Annotated in this window: 24 protein-coding genes and 1 pseudogene; 11 read left to right on the top strand and 14 right to left on the bottom strand. The window is 71.6% G+C overall.

Features of this window, described 5'->3' with window-relative positions; genetic code table 11:
- Positions 1–11: 11 nt before the first annotated feature.
- Together ACGFZQ_RS13715 and ACGFZQ_RS13710 are read left to right on the top strand one after the other, a co-directional pair.
- Positions 12–1,064: a family 2 encapsulin nanocompartment cargo protein terpene cyclase gene (locus tag ACGFZQ_RS13715; protein ID WP_393840513.1), complete on the top strand. Its 1,053-nt coding sequence runs from the start codon at positions 12–14 to the stop codon at positions 1,062–1,064.
- A gap of 48 nt (positions 1,065–1,112) precedes the next feature.
- Positions 1,113–1,997: a geranyl diphosphate 2-C-methyltransferase gene (locus ACGFZQ_RS13710; RefSeq protein ID WP_393840512.1), complete on the top strand. Its 885-nt coding sequence runs from the start codon at positions 1,113–1,115 to the stop codon at positions 1,995–1,997.
- Positions 1,998–2,054: 57 nt separating this feature from the next.
- On the opposite strand, the gene ACGFZQ_RS13705 is transcribed toward ACGFZQ_RS13710, so the two are convergent.
- Positions 2,055–2,537, bottom strand: a complete 483-nt coding sequence (locus ACGFZQ_RS13705) for a VOC family protein (RefSeq protein WP_393840511.1) — start codon at positions 2,535–2,537, stop codon at positions 2,055–2,057.
- Between the two features lie 181 nt (positions 2,538–2,718).
- Between ACGFZQ_RS13705 and ACGFZQ_RS13700 the strand changes: the two genes are divergently transcribed.
- Entirely contained in the window at positions 2,719–3,924 is a 1,206-nt protein-coding gene (locus ACGFZQ_RS13700; RefSeq protein WP_393840510.1) for an epoxide hydrolase family protein, read from the top strand.
- 7 nt (positions 3,925–3,931) lie between these two features.
- Here ACGFZQ_RS13700 and ACGFZQ_RS13695 read toward each other — a convergent pair whose 3' ends face one another.
- Positions 3,932–4,291, bottom strand: a complete 360-nt coding sequence (locus ACGFZQ_RS13695; protein WP_393840509.1) for a helix-turn-helix domain-containing protein — start codon at positions 4,289–4,291, stop codon at positions 3,932–3,934.
- Between the two features lie 56 nt (positions 4,292–4,347).
- On the opposite strand from ACGFZQ_RS13695, the gene ACGFZQ_RS13690 reads away from it, so the two are divergent.
- Both ACGFZQ_RS13690 and ACGFZQ_RS13685 read left to right on the top strand, forming a co-directional pair.
- Positions 4,348–5,160 carry a class I SAM-dependent methyltransferase gene (locus ACGFZQ_RS13690; protein WP_393840508.1) on the top strand — a complete coding sequence of 271 codons (813 nt, stop codon included), beginning with the start codon at positions 4,348–4,350 and terminating at the stop codon, positions 5,158–5,160.
- 204 nt (positions 5,161–5,364) lie between these two features.
- On the top strand, positions 5,365–6,252 hold the full coding sequence (locus ACGFZQ_RS13685) for an RNA polymerase sigma factor SigF (RefSeq protein ID WP_393840507.1): 888 nt from the start codon (positions 5,365–5,367) through the stop codon (positions 6,250–6,252).
- A gap of 129 nt (positions 6,253–6,381) precedes the next feature.
- Here the strand turns inward: ACGFZQ_RS13685 and ACGFZQ_RS13680 are convergent, their stop codons facing one another.
- Together ACGFZQ_RS13680 and ACGFZQ_RS13675 are read right to left on the bottom strand one after the other, a co-directional pair.
- Positions 6,382–6,834: an ATP-binding protein gene (locus ACGFZQ_RS13680; RefSeq protein ID WP_393840506.1), complete on the bottom strand. Its 453-nt coding sequence runs from the start codon at positions 6,832–6,834 to the stop codon at positions 6,382–6,384.
- 493 nt (positions 6,835–7,327) lie between these two features.
- Positions 7,328–8,617: pseudogene (locus tag ACGFZQ_RS13675) on the bottom strand (DUF6777 domain-containing protein); the annotation flags it as partial.
- A 181-nt stretch (positions 8,618–8,798) separates the two neighbouring features.
- Here ACGFZQ_RS13675 and ACGFZQ_RS13670 point away from each other — a divergent pair.
- Positions 8,799–10,088, top strand: a complete 1,290-nt coding sequence (locus ACGFZQ_RS13670; RefSeq protein ID WP_393840775.1) for a streptophobe family protein — start codon at positions 8,799–8,801, stop codon at positions 10,086–10,088.
- A 3-nt stretch (positions 10,089–10,091) separates the two neighbouring features.
- Here ACGFZQ_RS13670 and ACGFZQ_RS13665 read toward each other — a convergent pair whose 3' ends face one another.
- The 3 genes from ACGFZQ_RS13665 to ACGFZQ_RS13655 all read right to left on the bottom strand — a co-directional run bounded on the left by ACGFZQ_RS13665 (position 10,092) and on the right by ACGFZQ_RS13655 (position 13,572).
- Entirely contained in the window at positions 10,092–10,730 is a 639-nt protein-coding gene (locus tag ACGFZQ_RS13665; protein ID WP_393840505.1) for a hypothetical protein, read from the bottom strand.
- 8 nt (positions 10,731–10,738) lie between these two features.
- Entirely contained in the window at positions 10,739–13,078 is a 2,340-nt protein-coding gene (locus ACGFZQ_RS13660; protein WP_393840504.1) for an FHA domain-containing protein, read from the bottom strand.
- Positions 13,079–13,161: 83 nt separating this feature from the next.
- Positions 13,162–13,572 carry a hypothetical protein gene (locus ACGFZQ_RS13655; protein WP_351707670.1) on the bottom strand — a complete coding sequence of 137 codons (411 nt, stop codon included), beginning with the start codon at positions 13,570–13,572 and terminating at the stop codon, positions 13,162–13,164.
- Positions 13,573–13,882: 310 nt separating this feature from the next.
- Between ACGFZQ_RS13655 and ACGFZQ_RS13650 the strand changes: the two genes are divergently transcribed.
- Positions 13,883–14,266 carry a nuclear transport factor 2 family protein gene (locus ACGFZQ_RS13650; RefSeq protein WP_393840503.1) on the top strand — a complete coding sequence of 128 codons (384 nt, stop codon included), beginning with the start codon at positions 13,883–13,885 and terminating at the stop codon, positions 14,264–14,266.
- A 168-nt stretch (positions 14,267–14,434) separates the two neighbouring features.
- Here the strand turns inward: ACGFZQ_RS13650 and mgrA are convergent, their stop codons facing one another.
- Positions 14,435–15,427: an L-glyceraldehyde 3-phosphate reductase gene (gene mgrA, locus ACGFZQ_RS13645; protein WP_393840502.1), complete on the bottom strand. Its 993-nt coding sequence runs from the start codon at positions 15,425–15,427 to the stop codon at positions 14,435–14,437.
- Positions 15,428–15,535: 108 nt separating this feature from the next.
- Between mgrA and ACGFZQ_RS13640 the strand changes: the two genes are divergently transcribed.
- From ACGFZQ_RS13640 to ACGFZQ_RS13630, 3 genes are all read left to right on the top strand, one after another.
- Positions 15,536–16,450, top strand: coding sequence for a LysR substrate-binding domain-containing protein (locus ACGFZQ_RS13640; RefSeq protein ID WP_351737649.1), 915 nt, complete (start codon positions 15,536–15,538; stop codon positions 16,448–16,450).
- A 61-nt stretch (positions 16,451–16,511) separates the two neighbouring features.
- On the top strand, positions 16,512–18,014 hold the full coding sequence (locus tag ACGFZQ_RS13635; protein ID WP_393840501.1) for a carotenoid oxygenase family protein: 1,503 nt from the start codon (positions 16,512–16,514) through the stop codon (positions 18,012–18,014).
- A 27-nt stretch (positions 18,015–18,041) separates the two neighbouring features.
- Positions 18,042–18,557, top strand: coding sequence for a DinB family protein (locus ACGFZQ_RS13630; protein ID WP_351737653.1), 516 nt, complete (start codon positions 18,042–18,044; stop codon positions 18,555–18,557).
- Here ACGFZQ_RS13630 and ACGFZQ_RS13625 read toward each other — a convergent pair.
- From ACGFZQ_RS13625 to ACGFZQ_RS13610, 4 genes are all read right to left on the bottom strand, one after another.
- Positions 18,539–19,609, bottom strand: coding sequence for an adenosine deaminase (locus tag ACGFZQ_RS13625; RefSeq protein ID WP_393840500.1), 1,071 nt, complete (start codon positions 19,607–19,609; stop codon positions 18,539–18,541). The genes ACGFZQ_RS13630 and ACGFZQ_RS13625 overlap by 19 nt on opposite strands.
- 38 nt (positions 19,610–19,647) lie before the next feature.
- The gene (locus ACGFZQ_RS13620) at positions 19,648–20,040 is read right to left on the bottom strand and encodes a VOC family protein (protein ID WP_382537309.1); all 393 of its coding nucleotides are present in this window, start codon (positions 20,038–20,040) and stop codon (positions 19,648–19,650) included.
- Between the two features lie 179 nt (positions 20,041–20,219).
- A complete protein-coding gene (locus ACGFZQ_RS13615; protein ID WP_393840499.1) occupies positions 20,220–21,149 on the bottom strand; it encodes a M56 family metallopeptidase in 930 nt (309 codons plus the stop codon).
- Complete coding sequence (locus ACGFZQ_RS13610) at positions 21,146–21,529, bottom strand: BlaI/MecI/CopY family transcriptional regulator (protein ID WP_351707640.1); 384 nt, start codon at positions 21,527–21,529, stop codon at positions 21,146–21,148. The genes ACGFZQ_RS13615 and ACGFZQ_RS13610 overlap by 4 nt, the downstream gene beginning before the upstream one ends.
- 203 nt (positions 21,530–21,732) lie before the next feature.
- Between ACGFZQ_RS13610 and ACGFZQ_RS13605 the strand changes: the two genes are divergently transcribed.
- Positions 21,733–22,191, top strand: a complete 459-nt coding sequence (locus ACGFZQ_RS13605; protein WP_351737663.1) for a pyridoxamine 5'-phosphate oxidase family protein — start codon at positions 21,733–21,735, stop codon at positions 22,189–22,191.
- Between the two features lie 9 nt (positions 22,192–22,200).
- Here ACGFZQ_RS13605 and ACGFZQ_RS13600 read toward each other — a convergent pair whose 3' ends face one another.
- Both ACGFZQ_RS13600 and ACGFZQ_RS13595 read right to left on the bottom strand, forming a co-directional pair.
- The gene (locus ACGFZQ_RS13600) at positions 22,201–23,106 is read right to left on the bottom strand and encodes an oxidoreductase (RefSeq protein ID WP_393840498.1); all 906 of its coding nucleotides are present in this window, start codon (positions 23,104–23,106) and stop codon (positions 22,201–22,203) included.
- A 35-nt stretch (positions 23,107–23,141) separates the two neighbouring features.
- Positions 23,142–23,852: a chitinase gene (locus ACGFZQ_RS13595; protein WP_393840497.1), complete on the bottom strand. Its 711-nt coding sequence runs from the start codon at positions 23,850–23,852 to the stop codon at positions 23,142–23,144.
- Positions 23,853–24,046 lie beyond the last annotated feature (194 nt).

Genomic DNA, 24,046 nt, shown 5'->3' with positions numbered 1-24,046 from the left:
AGCACACAGCCATGACCACACCCACCACCTCCTACGTCCTGCCCGGGCCGCCGAACATCGCGCGGAGCCTGCGCCCGGACAGGCGCGCCGGGGCGGTCCCCGGACTGCACTACCGGCCGGCCGTGCCCGCCGACCCCGCCAGGGCCGCCGAGCTCGACCGCCGCCTGGAGACCTGGGCCCGGGAGCTCGACCTGTTCCCCGATGCCTGGAAGGGGGACTTCTCGGGCTTCCAGTTCGGCCGGGCCGTCGTACTCCAGCATCCGGGCGGTCTCGACCTGGACCGGCTCACCGTCGCCGGCAAGCTGCTGCTCGCCGAGAACATCGTGGACTCCTGCTACTGCGAGGAGGACGAGGGGCGCGGCGGATCCCGGCGCGGGCTCGGCGGCCCGCTGATCATCGCCCAGTCGGCGCTCGACCCCTACCACGGCATCCCGGAGCTGGAGGAGGAGTGGCGCGAGGGCATCCGGGCCGACGGTCCGCTGCGTTCGTACCACTTCGCCCTCGCGGACTTCGCCGGGTTCGCCACCCCGAGCCAGACCGACCGGTTCGTGCACGACATCGCCCGGCTGCACCTCGGGTACCTGGGCGAGGCCGCGTGGATGGAGACCGGGTACCTGCCGCGGGTCTGGGAGTACCTGGTGATGCGGCAGTTCAACAACTTCCGGCCGTGTCTGTCGATCGTCGACGCGGTGGACGGCTACGAACTGCCCGAGCCGCTCTACGCCCGCCCGGAGATCCAGCGGATCACCGCCCTGGCCTGCAACGCGACCACGATCGTCAACGACCTGTACTCCTTCACCAAGGAGCTGGCGAGCGACCCGGACCATCTCAACCTGCCCCAGGTGGTGGCGGCCAACGACCGGTGCGGGTTGAAGGCGGCCTATCTGAAGTCCGTCGACATCCACAACCGGATCATGGCGGCCTTCGAGGAGGAGTCGGCCGCCCTGGCCGCCACCTCGCCACTGGTCGCGCGCTACGCGGACGGCCTGGCCGCCTGGGTCTCGGGCAACCACGAGTGGCACTCCACCAACACCAACCGCTACCACCTGCCCGACTACTGGTAGCACTCAGCCCATCCGAGACACCGTCAGAAACACTTCGAGGAGCAACTGTTGACCACCGCCCCTGTCGCTCGGAAGACCACCACGTCAGCCCCGGTGCCGACCCAGTCCAGGTACCAGAACAGCGTCGCGGAGTACTGGAACGCCGAGGAGAACCCGGTCAACCTCGAACTCGGAAAGATCGACGATCTTTACCACCACCACTACGGCATCGGTGAGGCCGACTGGTCGGTGCTCGACGAGACCGACCCCGAGCTGCGCAAGGAGCGCGTCACCAGCGAGCTGCACCGCCTGGAGCACGCCCAGGCCGAGCTGCTCGCCGGGCATCTCGGCGCGCTCACCCCCGCCGACCGGGTCTTCGACGCCGGCTGCGGCCGGGGCGGTGGCAGCATCGTGGCGAACCTGCGCTACGGCTGCCACGCCGACGGGGTCACCATCTCGGCCAAGCAGGCCGGCTTCGCCAACGACATGGCCCGCAAGCGGGAGGTCGGTGACAAGGTCCGCTACCACCACCGGAACATGCTGGACACCGGCTTCGAGACGGGCGCGTACGCGGCCTCCTGGAACAACGAGTCCACGATGTACGTCGAGCTGGAGCTGCTCTTCGCCGAGCACGCCCGGCTGCTGCGCCGCGGCGGACGCTATGTCACGATCACCGGCTGCTACAACAACGCCTACGGGCAGGCCTCGCGCGAGGTGTCCCTGATCAACGCCCACTACATCTGCGACATCCACCCGAGGTCGGAGTACTTCCGGGCGATGGCGAACAACCGGCTGGTCCCGGTCCATGTGGAGGACCTCACCGAGACGGCCATCCCGTACTGGGAACTGCGCAAGCAGGCCGAGCACCTGGTGACGGGGATCGAGGACGCCTTCCTCACCGCGTACAAGAACGGCAGCTTCCAGTATCTGCTGATCGTGGCCGACCGGGTCTGACCGGCGAGGCGCATGCGCGGGGCGCTGTCCGGACACCGCCCCGCGTCGCCATGCGGGTCACTCGCCCGCGTACGCCTTCTTCAGCGCGGCGATGTCCAGCTTGCGCATCGTGTACATCGCCCGGGTGGTGCGGGCCGCCCGCTCCGGGTCGGCGTCGCCGATCATCTCGATCAGCCCCTCCGGGATGACCTGCCAGGACACGCCGTACCTGTCCTTGAGCCAGCCGCACGGGCCGGGTTCGCCGCCGTTCTCGGTGAGCTTGGCCCAGTAGTAGTCGACCTCCTCCTGGCCGTCGCAGTAGATCTGGAAGGAGATCGCCTCGGTGAACTTGAACTGCGGGCCGCCGTTGATGGCCACGAACTTCTGCCCGTTGGCCGTGAAGTCGACGGCCAGCACGGAGCCCGCCTCCCCCGGCCCCGCCTCGTTGTAGCGGCCGACCTTCCCGATGCTGGAGTTCTTGAAGATGGACACGTAGTGGTGGGCGGCCTCTTCGGCCTGGCCGTCGAACCAGAGACACGTGGTGAATCCGTCGGTGGTCATGGGCACCTCCTGGAGCGTGGAACGGGTCATCTGTACCGACCCCCGCTCATCGAGAAACTAATCGCCAAGCGCGCCCCCTTTGGGGGCGCGGGGCTGTGCCGCATATGCGGCTCCGCCACGTGGGCGCGACCAGCCCCCACAGAGCCGCAGCCGACCGACAACCGCGCCTAGCATCACCGACATGACCACTTCGTCGCCGGACATCACTCCCTTCCGTATCTCCATCCCCCAGGCCGACCTCGACGACCTCCACGCCCGCCTCGACCGCACCCGCTGGCCGGCCGAGATGCCGGGCGCAGGCTGGGCGTACGGCGTCCCGACGCCGTATCTGCGGGACCTCGCGGACTACTGGCGGCACGGGTACGACTGGCGGGCTGCCGAAGCGGAACTCAACGCCTGGCCGCAGTTCACCACCACGATCGACGGCACGAACGTGCACTTCGCCCACATCCGCTCCCCCGAGCCGGACGCCACCCCGCTGGTCGTCACCCACGGCTGGCCGGGCTCGATCGTGGAGTTCCTGGACGTGGTCGGCCCGCTCGCGGACCCGGCCGCGCACGGCGGGGACCCGGCCGACGCCTTCCATGTGGTGGTGCCGAGCGTCCCGGGTTTCGGTTTCTCCGGTCCGACCGCGGAGCCCGGCTGGGAGGCGGGACGGGTCGCGGACGCCTGGGCCGAGCTGATGGCGCGGCTGGGCTACCAGCGGTTCGGTGCACAGGGCGGTGACTGGGGCGCGGTGATCTCCCGTGAGCTGGGCCGCGCCCATCCCGAACAGGTGATCGGCGTTCACCTCAATCTGCTGCCGGGCGCCCAGCAGGCCACCGAGCCCACCGCCGAGGAGCTGGCCGCGCTCGCCCCCGAGGAGCAGGCGAACACCCTTGACTCGTGGCGCCGCTGGGCCGCCTGGTCCCGGGAGAGCACGGGGTACGCGATCCTGCAGAGCACCCGCCCGCACACCCCCGGCTACGCGCTCACGGACTCACCGGTCGGGCAACTCGCCTGGATCGTCGAGAAGTTCCGGGAGTGGACGGACTCCGAGGAGCTGCCGGAGGAGGCGGTGGACCGGGACCGGCTGCTGACGAACGTGATGCTGTACTGGCTGACCGGTACGGCCGCCTCGTCCGCCCGCATCTACTACGAACGGGCGCATGCCACCGGCGCCCGCGCCGCCGCGCCCTCCCAGCCCTCGAAGGCACCGACCGCCGTCGCCCTGTTCCCGGCCGAACCCCAGCGTCCGCTGCGGCACAAGGCGGACCGCACGGAGAACATCGTGCGCTGGACGGAGTTCGACCGGGGTGGGCACTTCGCGGCGATGGAGGAGCCGGACCTGCTGGTGGGCGACGTCCGGGCGTTCTTCCGGCAGCTGCGGGAACAGGGCGAGCGCTGAGCGGCTGTCAGGCGACCAGGCACAGCCCGTTGTAGGGCCCGGACACGGGTCGGCCGACGGCGGCCTTACGGGCGAACTCGGACTGGACCAGGGACAGCAGGCCACCGAGGTCGAGGCCGAGGGCGTGCGCGGCGGCCGCGAGGACCTCCGAGGAGGCCTCCTTGCGGCCGCGCTCGATCTCCGAGAGATACGGCATGGAGATCCGGGCCGCCTCGGCGACGTCCTTGAGGGTGCGCTCCTGGTCCAGCCGCTCCCGCCGCAGGACGTCTCCGACCAGGTCGCGCCAGAGGGGCTCCCTGGGCTTCGGGGCCGGCTTCTGCGGGCGCAGGGGGATGACACGGGCGTTGTTCGGCGATTGGGTGCTCACCCCCACAGCCTAAAAGCAGTGGCACGCCACGGAAGGGGATCGGCATGCTCCCCTGCATGGAAGCGCTGGAGTTCATGGGAACAGGGCCGGAGCTGCGGGACACCTTCGACCAGGACGCGGAGCGGTACCAGCGCGCACGGCCCCGCTATCCCCCATCGCTGATCGAGGAGCTGAGCCGGGTCACGGGCGCCGGGCCGGGCGCCCGCGTGCTGGAGATCGCTCCGGGCACCGGCCAGCTCACCGTCGATCTCGCCCGGTCCGGCTGTGCGATCACGGCCGTGGAGCTGGGCCCGTCCCTGGCCGCCGTGGCCCGCCGGCAACTGGCCGCGTTTCCCGCGGTGGATGTCGTGACCGCGGACTTCGAGCGGTGGGAGCTGCCGCCGGAGCCGTTCGACGCGGTGGTGTGCGCGACCGCGTTCCACTGGATCGACCCGGCGGTGCGGGTGCCCAGGGCGGCCCGGGCGCTGCGCCCCGGCGGACTGCTCGCCGTCGTCGTCACCCACCATGTGGCGGGCGGCACGGAGGACTTCTTCGCAGACGTCCAGGAGTGCTACGAGCGGTGGGACCCGGCCACGCCGCCCGGGCTGCGGCTGACCCCCGAGTCGGAGATCACCCCCGACACGGCCGAGTTCAGCGGCTCCCCCTGCTTCACGGATGTCGCCGTGCACGGTCACGCCCAGGAGATCGCGTACACGACCGACACCTACCTGGACGTACTCCTCACCTACTCCAACCACCGCGCCCTGCCCGAAGCCGCCCGCAACGGGTTGCTGGCCGGGATCCGGGAACTCATCGACTCGCGGTACGGCGGTACGGTCACCAAGCGGTACTGGCACGAGCTGATCACGGCCGTACGCGTCGGAGTGTGATCCCCTTCCACCAACCGTCAGCGGCTGTTTTCCGCCACCCCGTGAACGGTGCGCATGCGGCGCGTCACCCCGGGTACCCGTCCGTCAAGCACGCATGGGATGTCCGATACCGGGTACCCGGGCCAGGGTGATCAACTGGGCAGGGGCCGGCACGACAGAGGCCGAAGCGGCCGAGCCGAACCGTGACGTTCGTGGGGAGAGGTAATGAATACCGCCGGGATCCGGTCGGAAGCAGTGAACACCGCGCAGTCCGCCGAGGAGTGCATGACGGAGAGGGAACTGCCCGGAATCGAGGACCCGAAGACGGTCGCCCCACGTGACGCACGGGCGCTGTCCCGGCAGTTCTTCCACCGGCTCGGTGAACTGGAGGAGGGCACACCGGAGTTCCAGTACGCCCGCAACACGCTCATCGAGATGAACATGTCGCTGGTGCGGTTCGCGGCCGGACGGTTCCGCAACCGCGGCGACGACATGGAGGACATCGTCCAGACCGGGATGATCGGCCTGATCAAGGCCATCGACCGGTTCGAGCTGTCGCGCGAGGTCGAGTTCACCTCCTTCGCGCTGCCGTACATCGTGGGCGAGATCAAGCGGTTCTTCCGGGACACCACCTGGGCCGTGCACGTTCCGCGCCGGCTCCAGGAGCTGCGGGTCGAGCTGGCCAAGGCACGCGAGGAACTCTCCAGCCGCCTCGACCGGGAACCGACGGTCGCCGAACTCGCCACGCTGATGAACCTGTCCGAGGACGAGGTGGTCGAGGGTCAGCTGGCCTCCAACGGCTACAACTCCTCCTCCCTGGACGCCGCGCTCACCGGGGACGGCCCCGAGGACGGCGAGTCCGTGCTCGCGGACTTCATCGGCGTCGAGGAGGACGGGCTGCGGCTCGTCGAGGACTTCCAGTCGCTGGCTCCGCTCATGGCCGAGCTGAGCGAACGGGACCGGGAGATCATCCATCTGCGGTTCGTGGAGGAGGCCACCCAGGCGGAGATCGGCGAGCGGCTCGGCTGCTCCCAGATGCATGTCTCCCGCCTCATCAAGCGGATCATCGCGCGCCTGCGTCAGGGGATGCTGGGCGAGCTCGGCTGCGCCTGACGGCGGGACTCACGGGCGCTGCCCCCACACCGGCGCGTGGGGCGGCGCCCGTGGTGATCCCGGGTCCGGGTGACCCGATGTCCGGCATCCGTGTTAGGTGCGGGTTCAGAGCGTGTTCAGTGCGAGATCTCAGTGCGAGAGGGGTACCAGCGCGCGGACCCGCTTGCCGACCGGCACCCGCTCGGCGGTGACCTCGGCGGCCAGGGCGTGCACGATCTCCAGGCCGTGCCGGCCGACCCGCTCGGGATCTCTGGGAAAGCGCCGGGGCAGGGCGGCACTGCTGTCGTACACGGAGACCAGGACCGCGCTGTCCGTACCCTCCAGTTCGAGGATGTACGGGCCGTTGCTGTGCCGGTCCGCGTTGGTGATCAGCTCGCTCACCACCAGGAGCAGCTCACCGTCGGCCCGGGGGGCGATCGTGGCACACCACTCGGTCCTCAGCTGCTCCAGGAAGCGGGCCGCGAAGTCCCGCGCCTCGGCGATGCAGCCCGGTTCACCGGTGTAGTGCGCTGCCCGCCGCAGCGGCTCCACGGGTACGTCGAAGCCAGTCGGTATCACTGCCCCGCCCAGGTGTTCGATCATGCGTGTCTCTCCATGAGGCCTATCGCGGCCCGGGCCGCTGTTGCAACCATGCTCGTACCCCGAGTGGCGTCCGGCAGTCCCCGAGGTGTTCGCCTACCGCGCACAAAAGGCGTCGCGCTGGTCACACCGCCGGGGAGCCGGGGCTCTCGGGCTCCGGGGGCACGAGGGGAGCCGAGCTGGGCGGGACCTGCGGGGACACCGGGGCGGCGGAGGACACCGCGGACTCGGAACCGGGCGACGCCGGGGCGGGCGGGGAGGGCGGCTGCGCGGAGGGCGGGGCCGCTGACCTGGGCGATTCCGGCGCCGGCGCTTCGGACTTCGGGGACTCGGTCTTGGGCGACTCCGTCCTGGGAGATTCAGTCTTCGGGGACTCGGACTTCGGCGCCTCGGACTTGGGCGCTTCGGACTTCGGGGACTCCGTCTTGGGCGACTCCGTCCTGGGCGATTCGGTCTTCGGGGACTCGGTCTTCGGCGATTCGGTCTTCGGGGACTCGGTCTTTGGGGATTCAGACGTCGGCGATCCGGACTTCGGCGGCTCCGACGAGGGCGACTCGGAGGACGGCGGCTTCGAGGACGGCGGCTTCGAGGACGGCGACTCGGACGAGGGCGGCTTCGAGGACGGCGACTCGGACGAGGGCGGCTTCGAGGACGGCGGTCGCGACGACGGGGACTTCGAGGCGGTGCCGGGGCTGGACGGCCCCGACGGGCCGGTTGAGGTCGGCGGGCACGGCGTGGCACCGGGGCTCCCGGTCCTGCCGGGGGCGGGCGGGCAGCCGTGGTGGAGCGGCGGGTTCATGGGGTTCGGATTGGCCGGGGGCTTCGCCGGGCGGTCGTCGTGCCCGGTGTGGTCACCCCGGTGGCGGCCGAACCAGTCGTCGTGCCGGTGGTCGAAGAGGACGAAGACGTTGACGATCCGCACGGCGGGTGCGACGACGACCACGTTCGAGGGCCGGTACCCGGACCAGTCGGCGCCCGTGGTCCTCGGGGTGTGCTTCTGCGCGACCGGCGGGGTCAGCGGGTTGCCGCAGGCGCAGCGCACCCGGGGCACCCCGTGCCCGTCGACCAGGACGGCGGTGCCCGTCTGGAGGACGGACTGGTATGAGGTCGAGCCGCCGTCGCGGTAGCCGTGGGCGCTGACCCGGGTGTCCGCGCGCAGCTGTACGGGGGTGAGGGAGCGCAGGTAGGCGGGGACGCCGGAGGGGCGCACGCCGACCTGCGCGGCGAACGCCTTGTTGCGCGACGGCGAGGCATGGAAGTACCCGATCTGTTTCTCGACGTCGCAGCTGCCGCTGTCCTTCGTGCCGCTGTAGAGGCCGGGTGCTCCGCCGTCCACCCCGCGCACCTCGTTCGCCGGCACGGCCGGCACCGTCGGCACCGACGGCACGGCCGCCCCGGCAGAGGCGGCCGAGGTCGCCGAGGTCGCCGGTCCCACCGCTGCGGAGGATGCCGGCGCGACGGAGCTCTTCGTCGCACTGGACTCGGTGAAGGGGTCCTGCCCGGAGCCGTTGGCGGCCTGGAGGAAGACCTCGCCGCCCTTCCCGGAACCGCCGTCCGGACGGGTGAGGACCACGGCCAGGACCGCGGCGACCACGACGGCGGTGGTGAGCATCGCGATCCGGGGCGCGGACCTCCACCACGGCTGGTGCGGCTGTCCGCCCTGGCTGCCGCCGCCTCCGCCGCCGGGCGGCTGCGAGGGCGGGCCGGGAGGCGGGCCGGAGGGCCCGGACAGCGGGCCGGAGGGAGGTCCTGTGGGGCGGCCGGATGACGGCGGTTCGACGCTCACGCTCATCTCCCCGTTGCGGTGGACGGCATTCGCAGTAAACGGCTTTTGCGAAAAATGCCTCATTTGATGCACAACGAGCCCAATGTGCGCCGGTCCCGTACCGTCCGCAAGCCGACGCGTACGGCCCGCCCGGCGCGCGGAGTACCTCGGCGTTGCTTAGCGTGACAGCGTGAGCCCGAGAATGGCCTCGGCGCGGCCGGTGACCGGCACGGCCACCGGCCGGACCGTCGCCCGGCAGGGCTGGCCGCAGGCCCTGGCCGTGGTGGTGGCCGCGCTGGTCGGCATGGCGGTGCCGGCGGCGGTGGGGCTGTGGGCGGCGGGCGCGTCGGACCTGCCGAGCGGGGCCTTTCTCCCGGTGCTGCTCGCGACCGTGGTGACGGCCGTCGGCGGCACCGTGGAGTTGTCGGGCGACGCGGGCGACCTGGCCCGGACGAACGCCGGGCTGACCGTCGTACCGCTGTCGGTCACGCTGGTCGGGGCGCTGGTCGTCGCCGGGGGCTTCCTGCGGCCGCTGCGGCACCGGGCGGTGGCCGGCGTCCGGGAGCTGGCCGGCTGGGCGGCCCGGATCGCGGTGCTGTGGCTGCTCGCGCTGATCGGGCTCGCACTCGGTGCCCTGCACACCTTCGCCGTGGACGTGGGCAGCGGCACGCTCAGTGGCCTCACCGATCTGCTGGACGCGTCGCCGAAGGTGGGCTTCACGACGGACGTACCGCTCAGTGTCGTGTTCGGGCTGCTGTGGCTGGCCGGGATCCTGCTGCTGGCGCTGCTGGTGTCGCGCGGGGCGCCGCTGCCGGGGCGGCTGCTGCGCTTCCAGGCGTCGGTGCGCCCGGCCGCGTTCGCCATGGTGGTGTTCGTGCTGGCGTACGTCGGTCTGGCCCTGGTGGTCGCGGTGGTCGCGCTGGTGACGCGCGGGCACGCCAAGGAGACCCTCGCGGTGATTCTGCTCGGGCTGCCCAACCTGGCGTGGCTGGCGCTCACGCTCGGTCTGGGCGCCACCTGGAAGGGCCGGGTCGACGGCCCGTTCGGGCTGCCGGTGCCGCACGTCCTGGCCGAGGTGCTGCGCACTCCGGACGTCTCGACCCTGAACCTCCGTACGATCACCGCCCACGACAGCCGGTGGTGGTGGCTGGTGTGGATGGCCGCGGTGCTGCTGCTCGCCGCCGCGTTCCTGATGGCGGTGCGCTCACCGGCCCGGGTCCGCGCCTGGCGGCACGCCCTGCATCTGGCGATCGCGCTCGCGCTGACGATGCTGACGCTCTGCCTGACCGGCCGGATCTCCGCCCACTACGGCCTCTCCCTGCTCGGCATCGGCGACCTGGGCGGCGATCTCTCCGGCGAGCTGCTGCTGAGGCCGCAGCTGTGGTCGGCGGTGGGTCTGGGCGCACTGTGGGGTCTGGTCGCCGGGTGCCTGGGCGCCCTGCTGGCCGGCCCGGTGCGCCGGCGGGGCGAGGTGGCGGCCGAGAGGCCCTGAGGCCTACCGCTCGCGCTCACCGTCCGGGGTGACCACCCGGGTCGGGTAGTGACCGGGACCATCGCCGCCCGGCTCAGCCCGGTCACTCAGGTGCCGGTCGGTGAGATGTCGATCGGTGAAGTCCCTGTCAGTGACGTCCCGGTCGGTGACCTTCCGGTCGGTGAGGTAGGTCGACAGCCGCCGCCCGTCGCCGTAGAGCCAGCACCCCTCGGCCGGGTCGTACAGCCACATGGACTCCCCGTCGACCACCAGCCCGATGCGCAGCCCGTGGGTACGGCCCCGGAAGGACTCGCCGTCGAGGCCGCCGCCGGCCAGGTCCTCGACGGCGTCCCGGTAGTCGGCGAGGGCCTGCGCGGCGCGGGCCAGCAGTGGGCGCGGGTCGGCGGCGTCGGCGGCGTCGGCGGACGGAACGCCGGTCAGGGGCGGGTCGCGGGGTACGGCGACGAGGTAGCGGCCGTCGACCCAGGCGGCCCAGCCGTTGGCGCAGCTGATGTGGGCCCAGTCGCCGCGCCGCTCCACGAGCTGCACCGGAAGCAGCGGGTCCAGGGGCACGGTCGGCCGGGCGGGGTCGGGGGCCTCCCAGGCGGGCATGCCGTCGGCCGGGACGACGTGGGTGGGCCGGAACCCTGGGCTCGTGGTCATCGTGTCGCCTACTTCCGCATCACGGCGGGTTCGTGCCGGCGCAGCAGCCGGGAGAGGAGACAGCCGAAGACGGCGGACAGCACCACCAGCATGACGATGTTGCGCAGCCAGACGCCCGCCGAGTGCCGGAAGAACGGGTCGGCGGTGAGCCTGCCCGGCACGATCCGGTGCAGTTCGACGGTGCCGGCCATGGCACCGAGCGCCCATCGCGAGGGCACCAGCCAGGCGAGCTGTTCGAGACCGGGCACGCCGTCCAGCTTCAGCAGGGTTCCGCAGAAGACGACCTGGACGACGGTGAGCAGCACCAGCAGCGGCATCGTCACCTCCTCCTTGCGGACCAGGGCGGAGATCAGCAAGCCGAGCATCATCGCGGTGAACGAGAGCACGGCCACGGCGACGGTGATCTCCAGCAGGGGTGGCATCAGCACCCCTTCGCCGCCGGGCGCGTTGAGGTCTACGCCGGCCAGGCCCACCTGGGTGAGCACGATCGCCTGGAGCACGGTGATGGTGCCTAGGACGACGACCTTCGACATCACGTACGCCGATCTGGGCAGGCCGACGGCCCTTTCGCGCTGGTAGATGACGCGTTCCTTGACCAGCTCGCGCACGGCGTTGGCCGCGCCGGTCAGCACCCCGCCCACGCACAGGGTGAGCAGCGCGTTGGTCGCGGTGTCGAAGGTGAGCTTGTTGCCGGCGACGGCCCGGGCCATCGCGCCCATGACGAACGGCAGCCCGATCATGATGGCGAGGAAGGTCCGGTCGGCGAGGAGGGCGGCGGTGTAGCGGCGTACCAGGGTCGAGAACTGGGCATTCCAGCTGCGCGGGCGCGGCGGCGGGGGCGCGGCGACCGGGCCGGTGCGCGGCACGACGGGCTGCGCGCTGGATTTCACGATGTACTTCCGGTGGTACGACGACGCGCGGAACTCCCCCGCCCAGTCCCGGCCGGCGTCCCGCTCGAACGCCTCGAAGGCCTCGGGCCACTCGTCGAAGCCGAAGAAGCCGAGGGCGTCGCCGGGCGGGCCGAAGTAGGCGGTCCGGCCGCCCGGTGCAAGGACCAGGAGGCGGTCGCAGACGTCGAGGCTGAGCACGCTGTGGGTGACGACGATGACGGTACGGCCGTCGTCGGCGAGGCCGCGCAGCATGTTCATCACCGAGCGGTCCATGCCCGGGTCGAGTCCGGAGGTCGGCTCGTCGAGGAAGAGCAGGGAGGGCTTCGTCAGCAGCTCCAGAGCGACGCTGACCCGCTTGCGCTGCCCGCCGGAGAGGCTGTGCACGGGCTGCTCGGCGCGCTGTTCGAGGCCGAGTTCCCGGATGACCTCCTCGACCCGCTCCCGCCGCTCGGCCTTCGCGGTGTCCTCGGGGAAGCGCAGTTCGGCGGCGTAGGTGAGGGCGCTGCGCACGGTCAGCTGGACGTGCAGGATGTCGTCCTGCGGGACCAGGCCGATGCGCTGGCGCAGCTCGGCGTAGTCGCGGTAGAGGTCGCGGCCGTCGTAGAGGACGGTGCCGTGTTCGGCGGGGCGCTGACCGGTGAGGGCGCCGAGCAGGGTGGACTTGCCGGCGCCGCTCGGCCCGACCACGGCGAGCAGGCACTTCTCGCCGACCGGGAAGGAGACGTGGTCCAGCAGGATCCTGCGGCCGCGGTCGACGGCGACGGTGAGTTCCTGGACGTCGAGGGAGATCTCGCCGGTGTCGACGTACTCCTGCAGCTGGCCGTCGACCAGGCAGAACGCCGAGTGGCCGATGCCGACGACGTCCCGGGGGCCGAGCGGGGCGCGGATGACGGTGCGGCCGTTGAGGTAGGTGCCGTTGTGGCTGTCGAGGTCGACGATCTCGTAGCTGCCGTCGGGATGGGGACGCAGTTCGGCGTGGTGACGGGAGACGACCAGGTCGTCGACGACGACGTCGTTGTCGGTGGCGCGGCCGATGCGGATGGTGCGGGCGTGCAACCGTCGTACCGAGGACGGCTGCCGGAAGGTGCCGGTGCGGCTCGGCATCGAGACGGAGGAGGGGCGGTCCGTGGCGGGCGGCGGACGGCCGACGAGGACGGCGCTCGGCCCGTCGGCGGGGCTGCCGAAGCGGATGACCGTACCGGGGCCCACTTCCCATTCCCGGATGCGGCGGCCGTCGGCGTAGGTGCCGTTGGTGCTCTGCTCGTCCTGGAGGGTCCAGTGGCCGTCCTCGGGTCGCAGCACAGCGTGGTGCCAGGAGACCCGGGAGTCGTCGATAACGATGTCGCTGTACGGGTCGCGCCCGACGTGGTAGTCGCGGCCCGGGCTCATCACCGTGGATCCCGTGTCGGTCTCCAGGACGAGTTCGGGCGCCGTCGAGGTGACCGGCCGCTCCGCCATGGCGAGAATTCTACAGATTTGTCAGCTTATACGCCTGACTATGGTCGCCCGACCACGGCAGCCCGGTCGGTGGCTGTCTCGTGTCAGGCCACGGGGACGACGAGGGCGGGGACGGTGCGCTGCATACGGAGGGCGTCGACGGACTCGGCGAGCAGTTCGTACTCGGTGGTGTCGTCCTGGACGGCGATCCGCACCAGCCGTCCGCCGGCCAGTTCGTCGGCGACGAGTTCCTGCCGGACCACGTCGGCACACCAGACGCGGAGCAGACCCGGCACGTCGGAGACGGTCGCCCCCACCGGGACGAGAGCCCCCTGCGGATACCTGGGGTTCTCGGGTAAGGGATCCAGCCGATCCGCGATCCAGGAGGCCCGGTCCCGTAACCACCACAGCGCCAGTGCCAGCGTCGGCGCACGGTAGGTGCCGAGGGGAACGCCGATGCGCTGCCCGCCGCAGATGCCGTATGCCGTGACATGGCACAGGAATTCGTCGTGCACGATCACTCCCCCGTAGCTCGCCGGTGTGCCGTCGCGGCCGGTTTTCCGTGCGGCTCCTGTGCGGTGAAGTGCTCCTGACATTCGAGTATGTTCACTTTCGAAACACTGTCACCACACCTTTCCGGCCAGTCTCTTGGCATATTCGCCCTGCGAATTGGCCGGAATGCGGCAGCTGTACGGCCCTGCCTTCATTACCCGAGGGGTAATCGACCCGTCACGCGGATCCGGGCATGGTGGTGTCAACGGATCGCCGCAAGCCGCGATCCACCCCCTGACCAGCAGTGACACCCTCGATGGAGGCTGATTCGCCATGTCCGTGAACACCGACCGTTACCAGACCGCCGCCGCCCGCTACTTCGAGGCCTGGAACGCGACCGAGCCCGAGGCGCTGGGCAAGGCGGTCGCCGAGGCCTGGGCCCCGGAGGGCACCTACACCGACCCGCTCGCCGCGGTCTCCGGGCACGCCCAGATCACGGCCGTGATCGCGGCGGCGCACGAGCAGTTCCCGGGTTTCGTGTTCCGTCCGCTCGGGGCCGTCGACGGCCACCACGACACCGCGCGCTTCGGCTGGGAGCTGGTGAACGAGTCCGACAGCACCGCACCGGTGGCCGGTTTCGACGTGGTCACGCTCAGCGAGGACGGCCGGATCCGGCAGGTACTGGGTTTCCTGGACCGGGTGCCCACCGGGGCCTGAGCCGGCGTCCACGACGAGTTTCACCGCCGTTCCGGGCAGGAGCCCGGACAGGCACGGCTGGACCCGTGTGGTGTGGCCCGGGTCCGCCAAGTGAGGGGCTCTGCAGGGGTGAGGGGACGCGGTGCGCGTCCCCTCACCGAGCGCGTCACCGGTTGACGGCGACGCCGGTCACTGGTTGACGATCGCGTCGATCCGGGCCAGTTCCTCGGCGTCGAAGTCCAGGTTGCCGATGGCGCCGACGCAGTCCTCGACCTGCTGCGGGCTGCTCGCGCCGATCAGAGCGGAGGTCACCCGGCCGCCGCGCAGCACCCAGGACAGGGCGAGCTGGGCGAGGGTCTGGCCGCGGCCCTTGGCGACCTCGTCGAGGGCGCGCAGCCTGCCGACCAGGTCCTCGGTGACCGCGTCCGAGTTCAGGAACGGGCTGTCGCTCGCGGCCCGGGAGCCCTCCGGGATGCCGTCCAGGTAGCGGCCGGTGAGCAGGCCCTGCTCCAGCGGGGAGAAGACGATGGAGCCGACCTGGAGCTCGTCGAGCGCGTCCAGGACGCCCTCGGTCTCCGGGCGGCGGTCCAGCATCGAGTAGCGCGGCTGGTGGATGAGGAGCGGGGTGCCCAGCTCGCCGAGGATCCGGGCCGCCTCGCGGGTCTGCTCAGCCGAGTAGTTGGAGACGCCGACGTAGAGCGCCTTGCCCTGCTGGACCGCGGAGTGCAGGGCACCCATCGTCTCCTCCAGGGGAGTCTCCGGGTCCGGGCGGTGCGAGTAGAAGATGTCGACGTAGTCCAGGCCCATCCGGGTCAGGGACTGGTCCAGCGACGACAGCAGGTACTTGCGCGAGCCCCACTCCCCGTACGGGCCGGGCCACATCAGGTAGCCGGCCTTGGTGGAGATGACCAGCTCGTCACGGTAGGAGGCGAGGTCCGCCTTCAGCGCCTCACCGAACGCGGACTCAGCGGCGCCGGGCGGCGGACCGTAGTTGTTGGCCAGGTCGAAGTGGGTGACGCCGAGGTCGAAGGCGCGGCGCAGGATGGCGCGCTGGGTCGTCACGGGCCGGTCGGGCCCGAAGTTGTGCCACAGGCCGAGCGACAGCGCGGGAAGCTTCAGACCGCTGCGGCCGCTGCGGCGGTACGGCATGTCGGCGTAGCGGTCGGGGTGAGCGGTGTACAACGCGACTCCAGAGGGGTTGGCACGGTCTACCCGTGCCACCTTTCCCGAGCCGCGGGCAGTGGTCCAACAGAAGAATCCGATGGAATTGTGCGGCTAGGCTTCTCAGTCATGGAACTGCGCCACCTTCAGCACTTCGTCGCCGTCGCCGAGGACCAGCACTTCACCCGGGCCGCGGAACGGCTGCTGGTGTCCCAGTCGGGCCTGTCCGCCTCGATCCGGGCCCTGGAGCGGGAACTGCGGGCGCCCCTGTTCGTGCGCACCACCCGCCGGGTGACGCTCACCGAGGCCGGCCGTGCGCTGCTCACCGAGGCGGAGCGCATCCTGGCGCAGGTGCGGTCGGCACACGAGGCGGTGGCCGCGGTGCAGGGCGTGCTGCGCGGGACGCTGGCGCTGGGCACCGAGCAGTGCATCGCCGGAGTGCACGTGGCGGGGCTGCTCGCCGCGTTCCGGCGCCGGCACCCGGACGTGGAGATCCGCCTGCGGCAGGCCGGCTCGGGCGCGCTCGCCGAGGAGGTGGCGGCGGGCCGGCTGGACCTGGCCTTCGCCTACCGCACCCAGGACGACACCGACCAGCTGCGCTCGGTGGCCCTGACCGGCGAGCCGATGACCGTGCTGTGCCATCCCAGCCACCGGCTGGCCACGGCCGGTGCGGCGGTGGTCCCGGCGGACCTCGACGGGGAGGTGTTCGTCGACTTCCACCCGGACTGGGGCCCGCGCCGCACGACCGACTCGGCCTTCGCCGCGGCGGGCGTACGGCGCACGGTCGCGCTGGAGGTCAACGACGTGCACAGCCTGCTCGACCTGGTCGACGAGAACCTCGGCATCGCCGTCGTACCCCGGCACTTCCGGCACAAGCGGCCCTCGCTCACCGCGCTCGCCCTCAAGGACACGGACGAGGCCGCCTACGAGACGGTCGCCCTGCTGCCGCCCGAGACGGCCACCAGCCCGGCGGCCCGGGCACTGATCACCCTCCTCGAAACAGGGGGCCTGACAACACCCCTGGAGGGGACCCACCCCTCCTGACCTCGGCCTCCCGTCGGCGCAGACTCATGAGCGTCCACAACGACGACGGGGAGCAGGGGACATGGCGGAACACACACGGCGTACGGTGCTGCGCGGCGCGGCGGGCCTCGCGGCGGCCACCGCGCTGGCCGGCCCGGCAGGGGCCGCGACGGCGGCGGCACGCCCGGCGACGGAACCGACGGAATCGGCTGATCAGCAGTACCCGTTCCTCCAGGGCGCGTTCGCCCCGGTCACCGAGGAACTCACGGCCTTCGACCTGCCGGTCACCGGCCGCATCCCGCGCGAGCTCAACGGCCGCTTTCTGCGCAACGGCCCGAACGTCCTCGGCCTGGAGGACCCGCGCGCCCATCACTGGATGCTCGGCGACGGCATGGTGCACGGTGTACGGCTGCGCGACGGACGCGCCGAGTGGTACCGCAACCGCTGGGTGCGCTCCTCCCAGGTGGTGGCGAAGCTCGGCGAGTCCTACCCCGGCCCGGTCCCGCCGGACGACTTCGCCTGCAACACGCATGTGATCCCCTATCGGGGGCGGATCCTCGCACTCCAGGAGAGCGGCCCGCTGCCGTACGAGCTGGACGGCGAGCTCAACACGGTGGGCGCCTACGACTTCCGGGGCACGCTGGAGGGCGCGTTCACCGCGCACACCAAGTACGACGCGGTCGCGGGCGAGTTGCACGCGATCACCTACTACCCGACCTGGGACCACGTCCGGCATCTGGTCGTCGACCCCACCGGCCGGGTCGCGCGCACCACCCGGATCCCGGTGCGGGACGCGCCGATGATGCACGACTTCGCGCTCACCGAGAAGCATGTGGTGGTCTTCGACATCCCGGTCACCTTCGACCCGGCGGCCGCCGAGGCCGGCGCCCTGGTGCCGTACGTCTGGAACCGGGAACACCCGGCCCGGGTGGGGGTGATGTCCCGGTCCGGGGGCGCGGTCCGCTGGTTCGGTGTCGACCCGGTGTTCTACTCGCACACCCTCAACGCGTACGACGAGGGCGAGTCCGTGGTGATCGACCTGACGACGTATCCGGCGCCGTTCGACGTGGCCGGGAAGTTCACGGACGGACCGCACGCGGTGGGCACCGCGAAGCTCGAACGCTGGACGGTCGATCTGCGCCACGGCCGGGTCCGCACGCGGACCCTGGACGACCGGCCGCAGGAGTTCCCGCGCGTCAACGAGGAGCTGGTCTCCCGCCGGCACCGCTACGGCTACTCGGCGGCGGCCGCCGAGATGTCAGTGGCCTACCTGGCCGGGGACGGCAACCCGCCGGACCGCGCCTTCTCCAACGCCCTCCTCAAGCACGACCTCGCGCGCGGCACGGCCCAGGTGCACCGGCTGCCGAGGGGAGCGGCGGCGGGCGAGGCGGTGTTCGTGCCGGGCGAACGCGCGGCCCAGGAGGACGACGGTTTCACGCTCGCCTACGTCCACAACCCCGACCGCGGCGCCGCCGACCTGCTGATCCTCGCCGCGCAGGACTTCACCGGCGAGCCGCTGGCCCGGGTCCATCTGCCGGGCCGGGTACCGCTGGGATTTCACGGAAGCTGGATTCCGGACGCATGACGAGCCGTGATGAGCGATCGTGGTCGCATGCATGCAAGGGACATCCTCATCGACGGCTTCGGCCGCATCCAGGAAGAAGTCCACGCCGCCCTCGACGGCCTCGACCCCGGCCTGCTCAACAGGCCCCCGGCCGCCGGCGCCAACTCCATCACCTGGCTGGTCTGGCACCTCACCCGGATCCAGGACGACCATGTGGCCGACGCCTTCGACCTCGACCAGGTGTGGCTGGCCCAGGGCTGGGAGAAGCGTTTCGGCCTCGACCTGCCGCCCCGTGACCACGGGTACGGCCACACCCCCGCGAAGGTCGCCAAGGTCACGGTGGACTCCGGCGACCTGCTGACCGGCTACTACGACGCGGTGCACGAGCAGACCCTGGGGGTGCTGCGTGAGCTCCCCGCCAAGGATCTCGAACGGATCGTGGACACCCGCTTCGATCCGCCGGTCACGCTGGGCGTACGGCTGGTGAGCGTCCTGTCCGACGATCTTCAGCACGTCGGACAGGCCGCCTATCTGCGGGGGCTGCTTCAGAGCACGGAGGCGTAACCCGGCAGGACGACGTCCTCGATGAGGGCCCGGCGCTCGTCGAACGGGATGAAGGCGCTCTTCAGGGCGTTCACCGTGACCGTGCGCAGGTCCTCGGCCGTCCAGCCGGCCTCCTCGACCAGTAGGGACATCTCCCGGGTCATCGTCGTACCGGACACCAGACGGTTGTCGGTGTTGAGGGTGACCCGGAAGCCCAGCTCCTTCAGCGCGGTGATCGGGTGCTCGGCGATCGAGGTGGCGCAGCCGGTCTGGAGGTTGGAGGTGGGGCACATCTCCAGGGCGATCCGGCGGTCGCGCACCCAGCTCGCGAGCCGGCCGAGCTTGTCGCCGGCGATGTCCTCGGTGATCCGCACGCCGTGCCCGATGCGCTGGGCGCCGCACACCTGGACCGCCTGGTGGATGCTGGGCAGGCCGTGCGCCTCACCGGCGTGGATGGTGAAGGGCACGCTCTCGCGGCGCAGGTGCTCGAAGGCGGCGAGGTGGTCGGCGGGCGGGAAGCCGTCCTCGGCGCCGGCGATGTCGAAGCCGACGACCCCGGCGTCCCGGTAGGCGACGGCCAGCTCTGCGGCCTCGCCGACCCGGTCGAACATCCGCATCCCGCAGAGCAGGGTGCCGACGCGGACCGGCGCGCCGGCGGCAGCGGCCTTCGCCATGCCGGCGGCGAGCCCCTCCTGCACGCTCTCCACGACCTCGCCCAGGGTGAGGCCGCCCTTGACGTTCAGCTCCGGGGCGTAGCGCACCTCGCCGTACACCACACCGTCGGCGGCGAGGTCGAGGACGTACTCCTCGGCGACGCGCCGCAGCCCCTCCTTGGTCTGCAGGACGGCGAGGGTGTGCTCGAAGGTGGCTATGTACCGCACCAGGTCCCCGGAGTTGGCGGCCTCGACGTACCAGGCGGCCAGCTCTTCCGGGTCGGTGGTGGGCAGGGTGTGACCGACCTCGGCCGCGAGCTCGACGAGGGTGGCGGGGCGCAGGCCGCCGTCGAGGTGGTCGTGCAGGACGGCCTTGGGGAGGCGGCGGATCACATCGGCGTCTACGCGCGTAGCAGTCATGGCGGGGTTTTCCTCGGCGGGTGATTCGGGGCGGTGGGTCAGTCGGTGGGCTGGAGCAGGTCCCAGCGGTTGCCGTACAGGTCCTGGAAGACGGCGACACTGCCGTACGGCTCGTGCCGCGGCTCCTCCAGGAAGGTCACGCCGGCGGCGGTCATCCGGGCGTGGTCGCGGGCGAAGTCGTCGGTGTGCAGAAAGAACCCGACGCGCCCGCCGGTCTGGTCGCCGACACGGGCGCGCTGCCGGTCGTCCTTGGCGCGGGCGAGCACCAGCCCGGTGCCGTGCCCCGCGGTCCCGGGCTCCACGACGACCCAGCGGGAGCCGTCCGGCCGCGGCGCGTCCTCGACCAGCCGGAACCCGAGAGCCTCGGTGTAGAAGCGGATCGCCTCGTCGTAGTCGCCGACGACAAGGGTGACCAGGGCGACGCGTCGCATGGGGGCCTTTCGGTGGAGCGGTTAGCGGGAGAGGTTATACGTAAAACGTCACGAACGCCAGTCGCTGCTTGCGAGGGACCGCGACCGGAGCGCCCCGTAAGGGGCGCGGGGCTGTATCGATATGCGGCTACCGCCGCGTGGGGCGCGACCAGCCACGTACGGCCCGCACGGCGCAGCCGTTACCGCTCCGCTTCCCCCTGCGCGACCTCCACCTGATGATGGAAGTCGATCACCCCGGTCGCGGAGGCGACACACGACAGCGCGGCGCACGCCGCGAGCAGCACCGCGAACCCGGAACCGGCCCGGCGCCGCCCCCGCGGCGCCGCCAGCAACGCCTCGACCCGCCGCGGCACCGGCCCCGACGTCGCCCCCGACACGAACGCCGGCCGCTCGGCGCCCGCGCCCTGCCCCGCCAGCGCGGCCCGGGCGATCGCGCGGGCCGTCAGCCGCCGGTCCCCCACCGCGCTCGCCGCGGCCTCGTCGGCGACCCGCTCGACGGCCAGCCGTACGACGTCCCGGACCCGCCGCAACCCCGGATGGCAGTGCGCCGCCAGCTCCGCGGCGGCGAGGAAGAAGTGGTGGCCGCCGCTGTTGTGCGCCCGTTCGTGCGCGAACAGCGCCTCCCGTTCGGCCCCGTCGAGGCTGCGCAGCATCCCCGTGGTGACGACGATCCGGTGCGGCCGGCCGGGCAGCGCGTACGCGTCCGGACTCGGCGAGTCGACCACGCACAGGTCACCCGCGGCGGGCCCCCGCCCGGCCTCCGTGCGGGCCGCGCGGAAGGCGCGCGTCTGCCGGAGCACGGACCGCGTGCCGGTCCAGGCGCAGACGGCGAGAGCGCCGGCCGAGAGGGCCGCGAGCGGCAGGACGTAGCGGTCGGAGACCGCGTGCAGCGGCCGGACCAGCTCACCGAGCGCCGCGAAGAACGGCAGCTCGAACAGACCCGTGAGGACGAACGCGCCGAGCGCGGCCAGGGTGCAGCCCGCGAGGGCGACGGCCGAGGCGGTGATCACCCAGAGCGCGGCGGTGGGCGCCAGCCGGTCCAGGGCCCGCCGGGAGAGCGCCGGCAGCACGAACGGCACCAGCAGCGGCAGGATCAGCAGCGCGGTCATGACGCCCCGGGCTGTTCGCCGGCGTCGAGCAGACTCCGCAGGACACGCTCGTCGTCGGGGCTGAGCTGGGCGACGAAGCGGGCGAGCACGGTCTCCCGGTCGCTGTCGCGGTCGAGTTCGCTGTGCATCCGCTTCGCGGTCAGGCCCTGCGCGTCCTGGACGGGGAAGTAGGCGAAGCCGCGGCCCTGACGGTGCCGGTCGACCACGCCCTTGTCGTGCAGCCGGGTCAGGATCGTCGTCACGGTGGTGCGGGCCAGGTCCGCGCCGAGACTGCGCTGCACCTGCCCGGGGGTCCGGGGCACACCGGCGGCCCAGAGGGCCGCCATGACGCTCGCCTCCAGCTCACCGGCGGGCCGGCGTTCGTCCTTCGCGTCGGCCATGGAAGGTTCCTCACCCCTACTTCGTCGGCGGTCCCAGGGACCGTCTACGGCAGTGTAGTCAGACGGGCGGCGGCCACCGCCCGTGCACCCATTATGAGAGGAGCCCCGCCGGAGGCGGAGGAAACCTCCCGCAGTGAGCGGTACCGGAGACCTAGGGCGCAGGCCCGAGGTGCGCCGCGCACCCGGCCGGTAGTTTCGCGGCCATGAAGATCACCGACCCCGCCCGCTCCCCCGGGCAGCGCAAGCGCGACGTACTGTCCCGGCTGGAGCGGGAGACGGACATCTGGGTGGCCACGGCGGACGGCACCGGGCTGCCGTGTCTCGTCCCGCTCTGGTTCGTCTGGCACGGGGAGGCGGTGTGGCTGTCCACCCGGATCACCAGCCCGACCGGCCGCAACCTGCGGGACGGCGGCCGGGCCGGGCTCGCGTTCGGCGACACCCGGGATGTCGTCCTGCTGGACGGGGAGGTGACCGTCTTCTCCTCGGCCGACGTACCGGGGCCGGCGGCCGAGGCGCTGCGGGCGAAGACGGGCTGGGACCCGCGCGGGGACAGCCCGTCGTACGCCTGGTTCCGGATCCGGCTCCGCGCGGTCGAGGCCTGGCACGAGGAGCACGAGCTGCGCGGCCGGCATCTGATGCGGGACGGGGTGTGGGCGGTCTGAGCCGGACCGTCAGCCGGCCCTGGTGTGCAGGGCGTTCAGCCGGGTCAGTTCCTCGTCGGTGAACCGCAGGGCGCCCGCCGCCACGTTCTCGGCCAGGTGGTCCGGGTTGCCGGTGCCGGGGATGGCGAGGACGTGCGGACCCTGGTGCAGGGTCCAGGCCAGGCGGACCTGGGCGGGGCTGGCGTCGTGGGCGCGGGCGACGGCGAGGAGTTCGTCGTCGTGGGTCTCGGCGGTGCCGCGCAGCGCGGCCTCGCCGCCGACGGCGAAGTACGGCACGAAGGCGATGCCGCGTTCGCCGCAGATACGGACCAGCGCGTCGCCGGCCGGGTCCGGCCTGCCGAGTCCGTAGCGGTTCTGCACGCACACCACGGGGGCGATGGCCAGCGCCTCGTCCAGGTGCCGCGGTTCGATCTCGGAGACGCCGAGGTGCCGGACCAGGCCTGCCTCGCGGAGTTCGGCGAGGGCGCCGAAGTGCTCGGCGATCGAGTCCTGGCCCATCCGGCGGAGGTTGACGACGTCGAGGTGGTCGCGGCCGAGCTGGCGCAGGTTCTCCTCGACGTGCCCGCGCAGCTGGTCGGGGCGGGCGGAGGTGGCCCACTCGCCCGAGTAGTCCCGGTAGGGGCCGACCTTGGTGACGATGACCAGGTCGTCGGGGTAGGGGGCGAGCGCGGTGTTGATGAGTTCGTTGGCGGAGCGCAGGGCGGAGAAGTAGAAGGCGGCCGTGTCGATGTGGTTCACACCGAGTTCCACCGCCTTGCGCAGTACGGCGACCGAGCGGGTGCGGTCGCTCGGTGTGCCGCGGTGGAAGGCGACGTTGCCCGTCAGCCGCATCGCGCCGAAGCCGAGACGGTGGACGGGCAGGTCGCCGAGTTTCCAGGTGCCGGAGGTGTCCGCGGTGATCGTTTCGGAGGTCATCGACGGAGTCTGGCACACGGCTCCCGACGCGCGGGTCAGCAGTAGAGGTTGTTGCCCGCCGCGACACCGAGAATCTGTGTGAACTTCTGGTAGGCGCTGACCCGGCTCTGCACCTGCGCCGGGTTCTTGCCGTCGCACTCCAGGGAGCCGTTGATGCTGCGGATGGTCTGGCCGAAGCCGGCCTGGTTGACCATGGCGTTGTGGCCGGTCATGGTGCCGGGCCCGGTCTGGGTGTTCCAGTACCACAGCCCCGTCTTCCAGGCGACGGCGGAGTTGTTCTGGACCTGCCAGGGGTTGTTCAGGAGGTCGATGCCGAGCGCGTCGCCGGCGGCCTTGTAGTTGAAGTTCCAGCTGAGCTGGATGGGGCCGCGCCCGTAGTAGGCGGCCTGTCCGGCGGGGCAGCCGTAGGACTGGCTCCAGTCGCAGTACGTCGGGTAGTTGGCGGTGTTCTGCTCGACGATGTAGACCAGTCCGCCGGTCTCGTGGCTGACGTTGGCGAGGAAGGCGGCGGCCTCCTGCTTCTTGACGGTGTCGGAGCCGGTGTTGGCGAAGCCCGGGTAGGCGCTGAGCGCGGCGGTGAGGCCACTGTAGCTGTAGAAGGAATTCCGGTTCGGGAACATCTGGTTGAACTGCGCCTCACTGACGACGAAGCCGGCGGCGGAGGCTGTGGGGGCCGCCTGGAGTACCAGGGCGGAGCCGCCTATGGCGAGCGAGGTCAGGAGTGCGGCGATACGGCGCCTCGACACGGATCAACTCCTTTGCGGAGCACGGCCGCGCCCCACAGAGGGGGAGCGGCCGCGGTGGGGGGTGTGAGGCACACTCAACTGCTTTGGTCTGTACCAGTCAAGGGTGTAGACCAGTCATTCGACAGTCGATCTTCGACAAGTGGTTTCCGCAATTGCGCCCGGAAACCGGCATGTCGGGCTCTCCGCGTCGCGCG

The organism is Streptomyces sp. NPDC048254 (genome assembly GCF_043201895.1).
In the GTDB taxonomy this organism is placed as follows: Bacteria; Actinomycetota; Actinomycetes; order Streptomycetales; family Streptomycetaceae; genus Streptomyces.
This window is presented reverse-complemented; position numbering and strand designations above follow the sequence as displayed.

Excerpts from the sequence above, each read along its gene's own strand:
- ACGFZQ_RS13625 (WP_393840500.1), bottom strand. The coding sequence starts at position 19,609 with ATGACTGCTACGCGCGTAGACGCCGATGTGATCCGCCGCCTCCCCAAG.
- ACGFZQ_RS13610 (WP_351707640.1), bottom strand. The coding sequence starts at position 21,529 with ATGGCCGACGCGAAGGACGAACGCCGGCCCGCCGGTGAGCTGGAGGCG.
- ACGFZQ_RS13600 (WP_393840498.1), bottom strand. The coding sequence starts at position 23,106 with ATGACCTCCGAAACGATCACCGCGGACACCTCCGGCACCTGGAAACTC.
- ACGFZQ_RS13670 (WP_393840775.1), top strand. The coding sequence starts at position 8,799 with ATGGCCTCGGCGCGGCCGGTGACCGGCACGGCCACCGGCCGGACCGTC.
- ACGFZQ_RS13715 (WP_393840513.1), top strand. The coding sequence starts at position 12 with ATGACCACACCCACCACCTCCTACGTCCTGCCCGGGCCGCCGAACATC.
- ACGFZQ_RS13700 (WP_393840510.1), top strand. The coding sequence starts at position 2,719 with ATGACCACTTCGTCGCCGGACATCACTCCCTTCCGTATCTCCATCCCC.
- ACGFZQ_RS13690 (WP_393840508.1), top strand. The coding sequence starts at position 4,348 with ATGGAAGCGCTGGAGTTCATGGGAACAGGGCCGGAGCTGCGGGACACC.
- ACGFZQ_RS13685 (WP_393840507.1), top strand. The coding sequence starts at position 5,365 with ATGAATACCGCCGGGATCCGGTCGGAAGCAGTGAACACCGCGCAGTCC.
- ACGFZQ_RS13665 (WP_393840505.1), bottom strand. The coding sequence starts at position 10,730 with ATGACCACGAGCCCAGGGTTCCGGCCCACCCACGTCGTCCCGGCCGAC.
- ACGFZQ_RS13630 (WP_351737653.1), top strand. The coding sequence starts at position 18,042 with ATGCATGCAAGGGACATCCTCATCGACGGCTTCGGCCGCATCCAGGAA.
- ACGFZQ_RS13705 (WP_393840511.1), bottom strand. The coding sequence starts at position 2,537 with ATGACCACCGACGGATTCACCACGTGTCTCTGGTTCGACGGCCAGGCC.
- ACGFZQ_RS13650 (WP_393840503.1), top strand. The coding sequence starts at position 13,883 with ATGTCCGTGAACACCGACCGTTACCAGACCGCCGCCGCCCGCTACTTC.
- ACGFZQ_RS13605 (WP_351737663.1), top strand. The coding sequence starts at position 21,733 with ATGAAGATCACCGACCCCGCCCGCTCCCCCGGGCAGCGCAAGCGCGAC.
- ACGFZQ_RS13620 (WP_382537309.1), bottom strand. The coding sequence starts at position 20,040 with ATGCGACGCGTCGCCCTGGTCACCCTTGTCGTCGGCGACTACGACGAG.
- ACGFZQ_RS13635 (WP_393840501.1), top strand. The coding sequence starts at position 16,512 with ATGGCGGAACACACACGGCGTACGGTGCTGCGCGGCGCGGCGGGCCTC.
- ACGFZQ_RS13615 (WP_393840499.1), bottom strand. The coding sequence starts at position 21,149 with ATGACCGCGCTGCTGATCCTGCCGCTGCTGGTGCCGTTCGTGCTGCCG.
- ACGFZQ_RS13680 (WP_393840506.1), bottom strand. The coding sequence starts at position 6,834 with ATGATCGAACACCTGGGCGGGGCAGTGATACCGACTGGCTTCGACGTA.
- ACGFZQ_RS13660 (WP_393840504.1), bottom strand. The coding sequence starts at position 13,078 with ATGGCGGAGCGGCCGGTCACCTCGACGGCGCCCGAACTCGTCCTGGAG.
- ACGFZQ_RS13640 (WP_351737649.1), top strand. The coding sequence starts at position 15,536 with ATGGAACTGCGCCACCTTCAGCACTTCGTCGCCGTCGCCGAGGACCAG.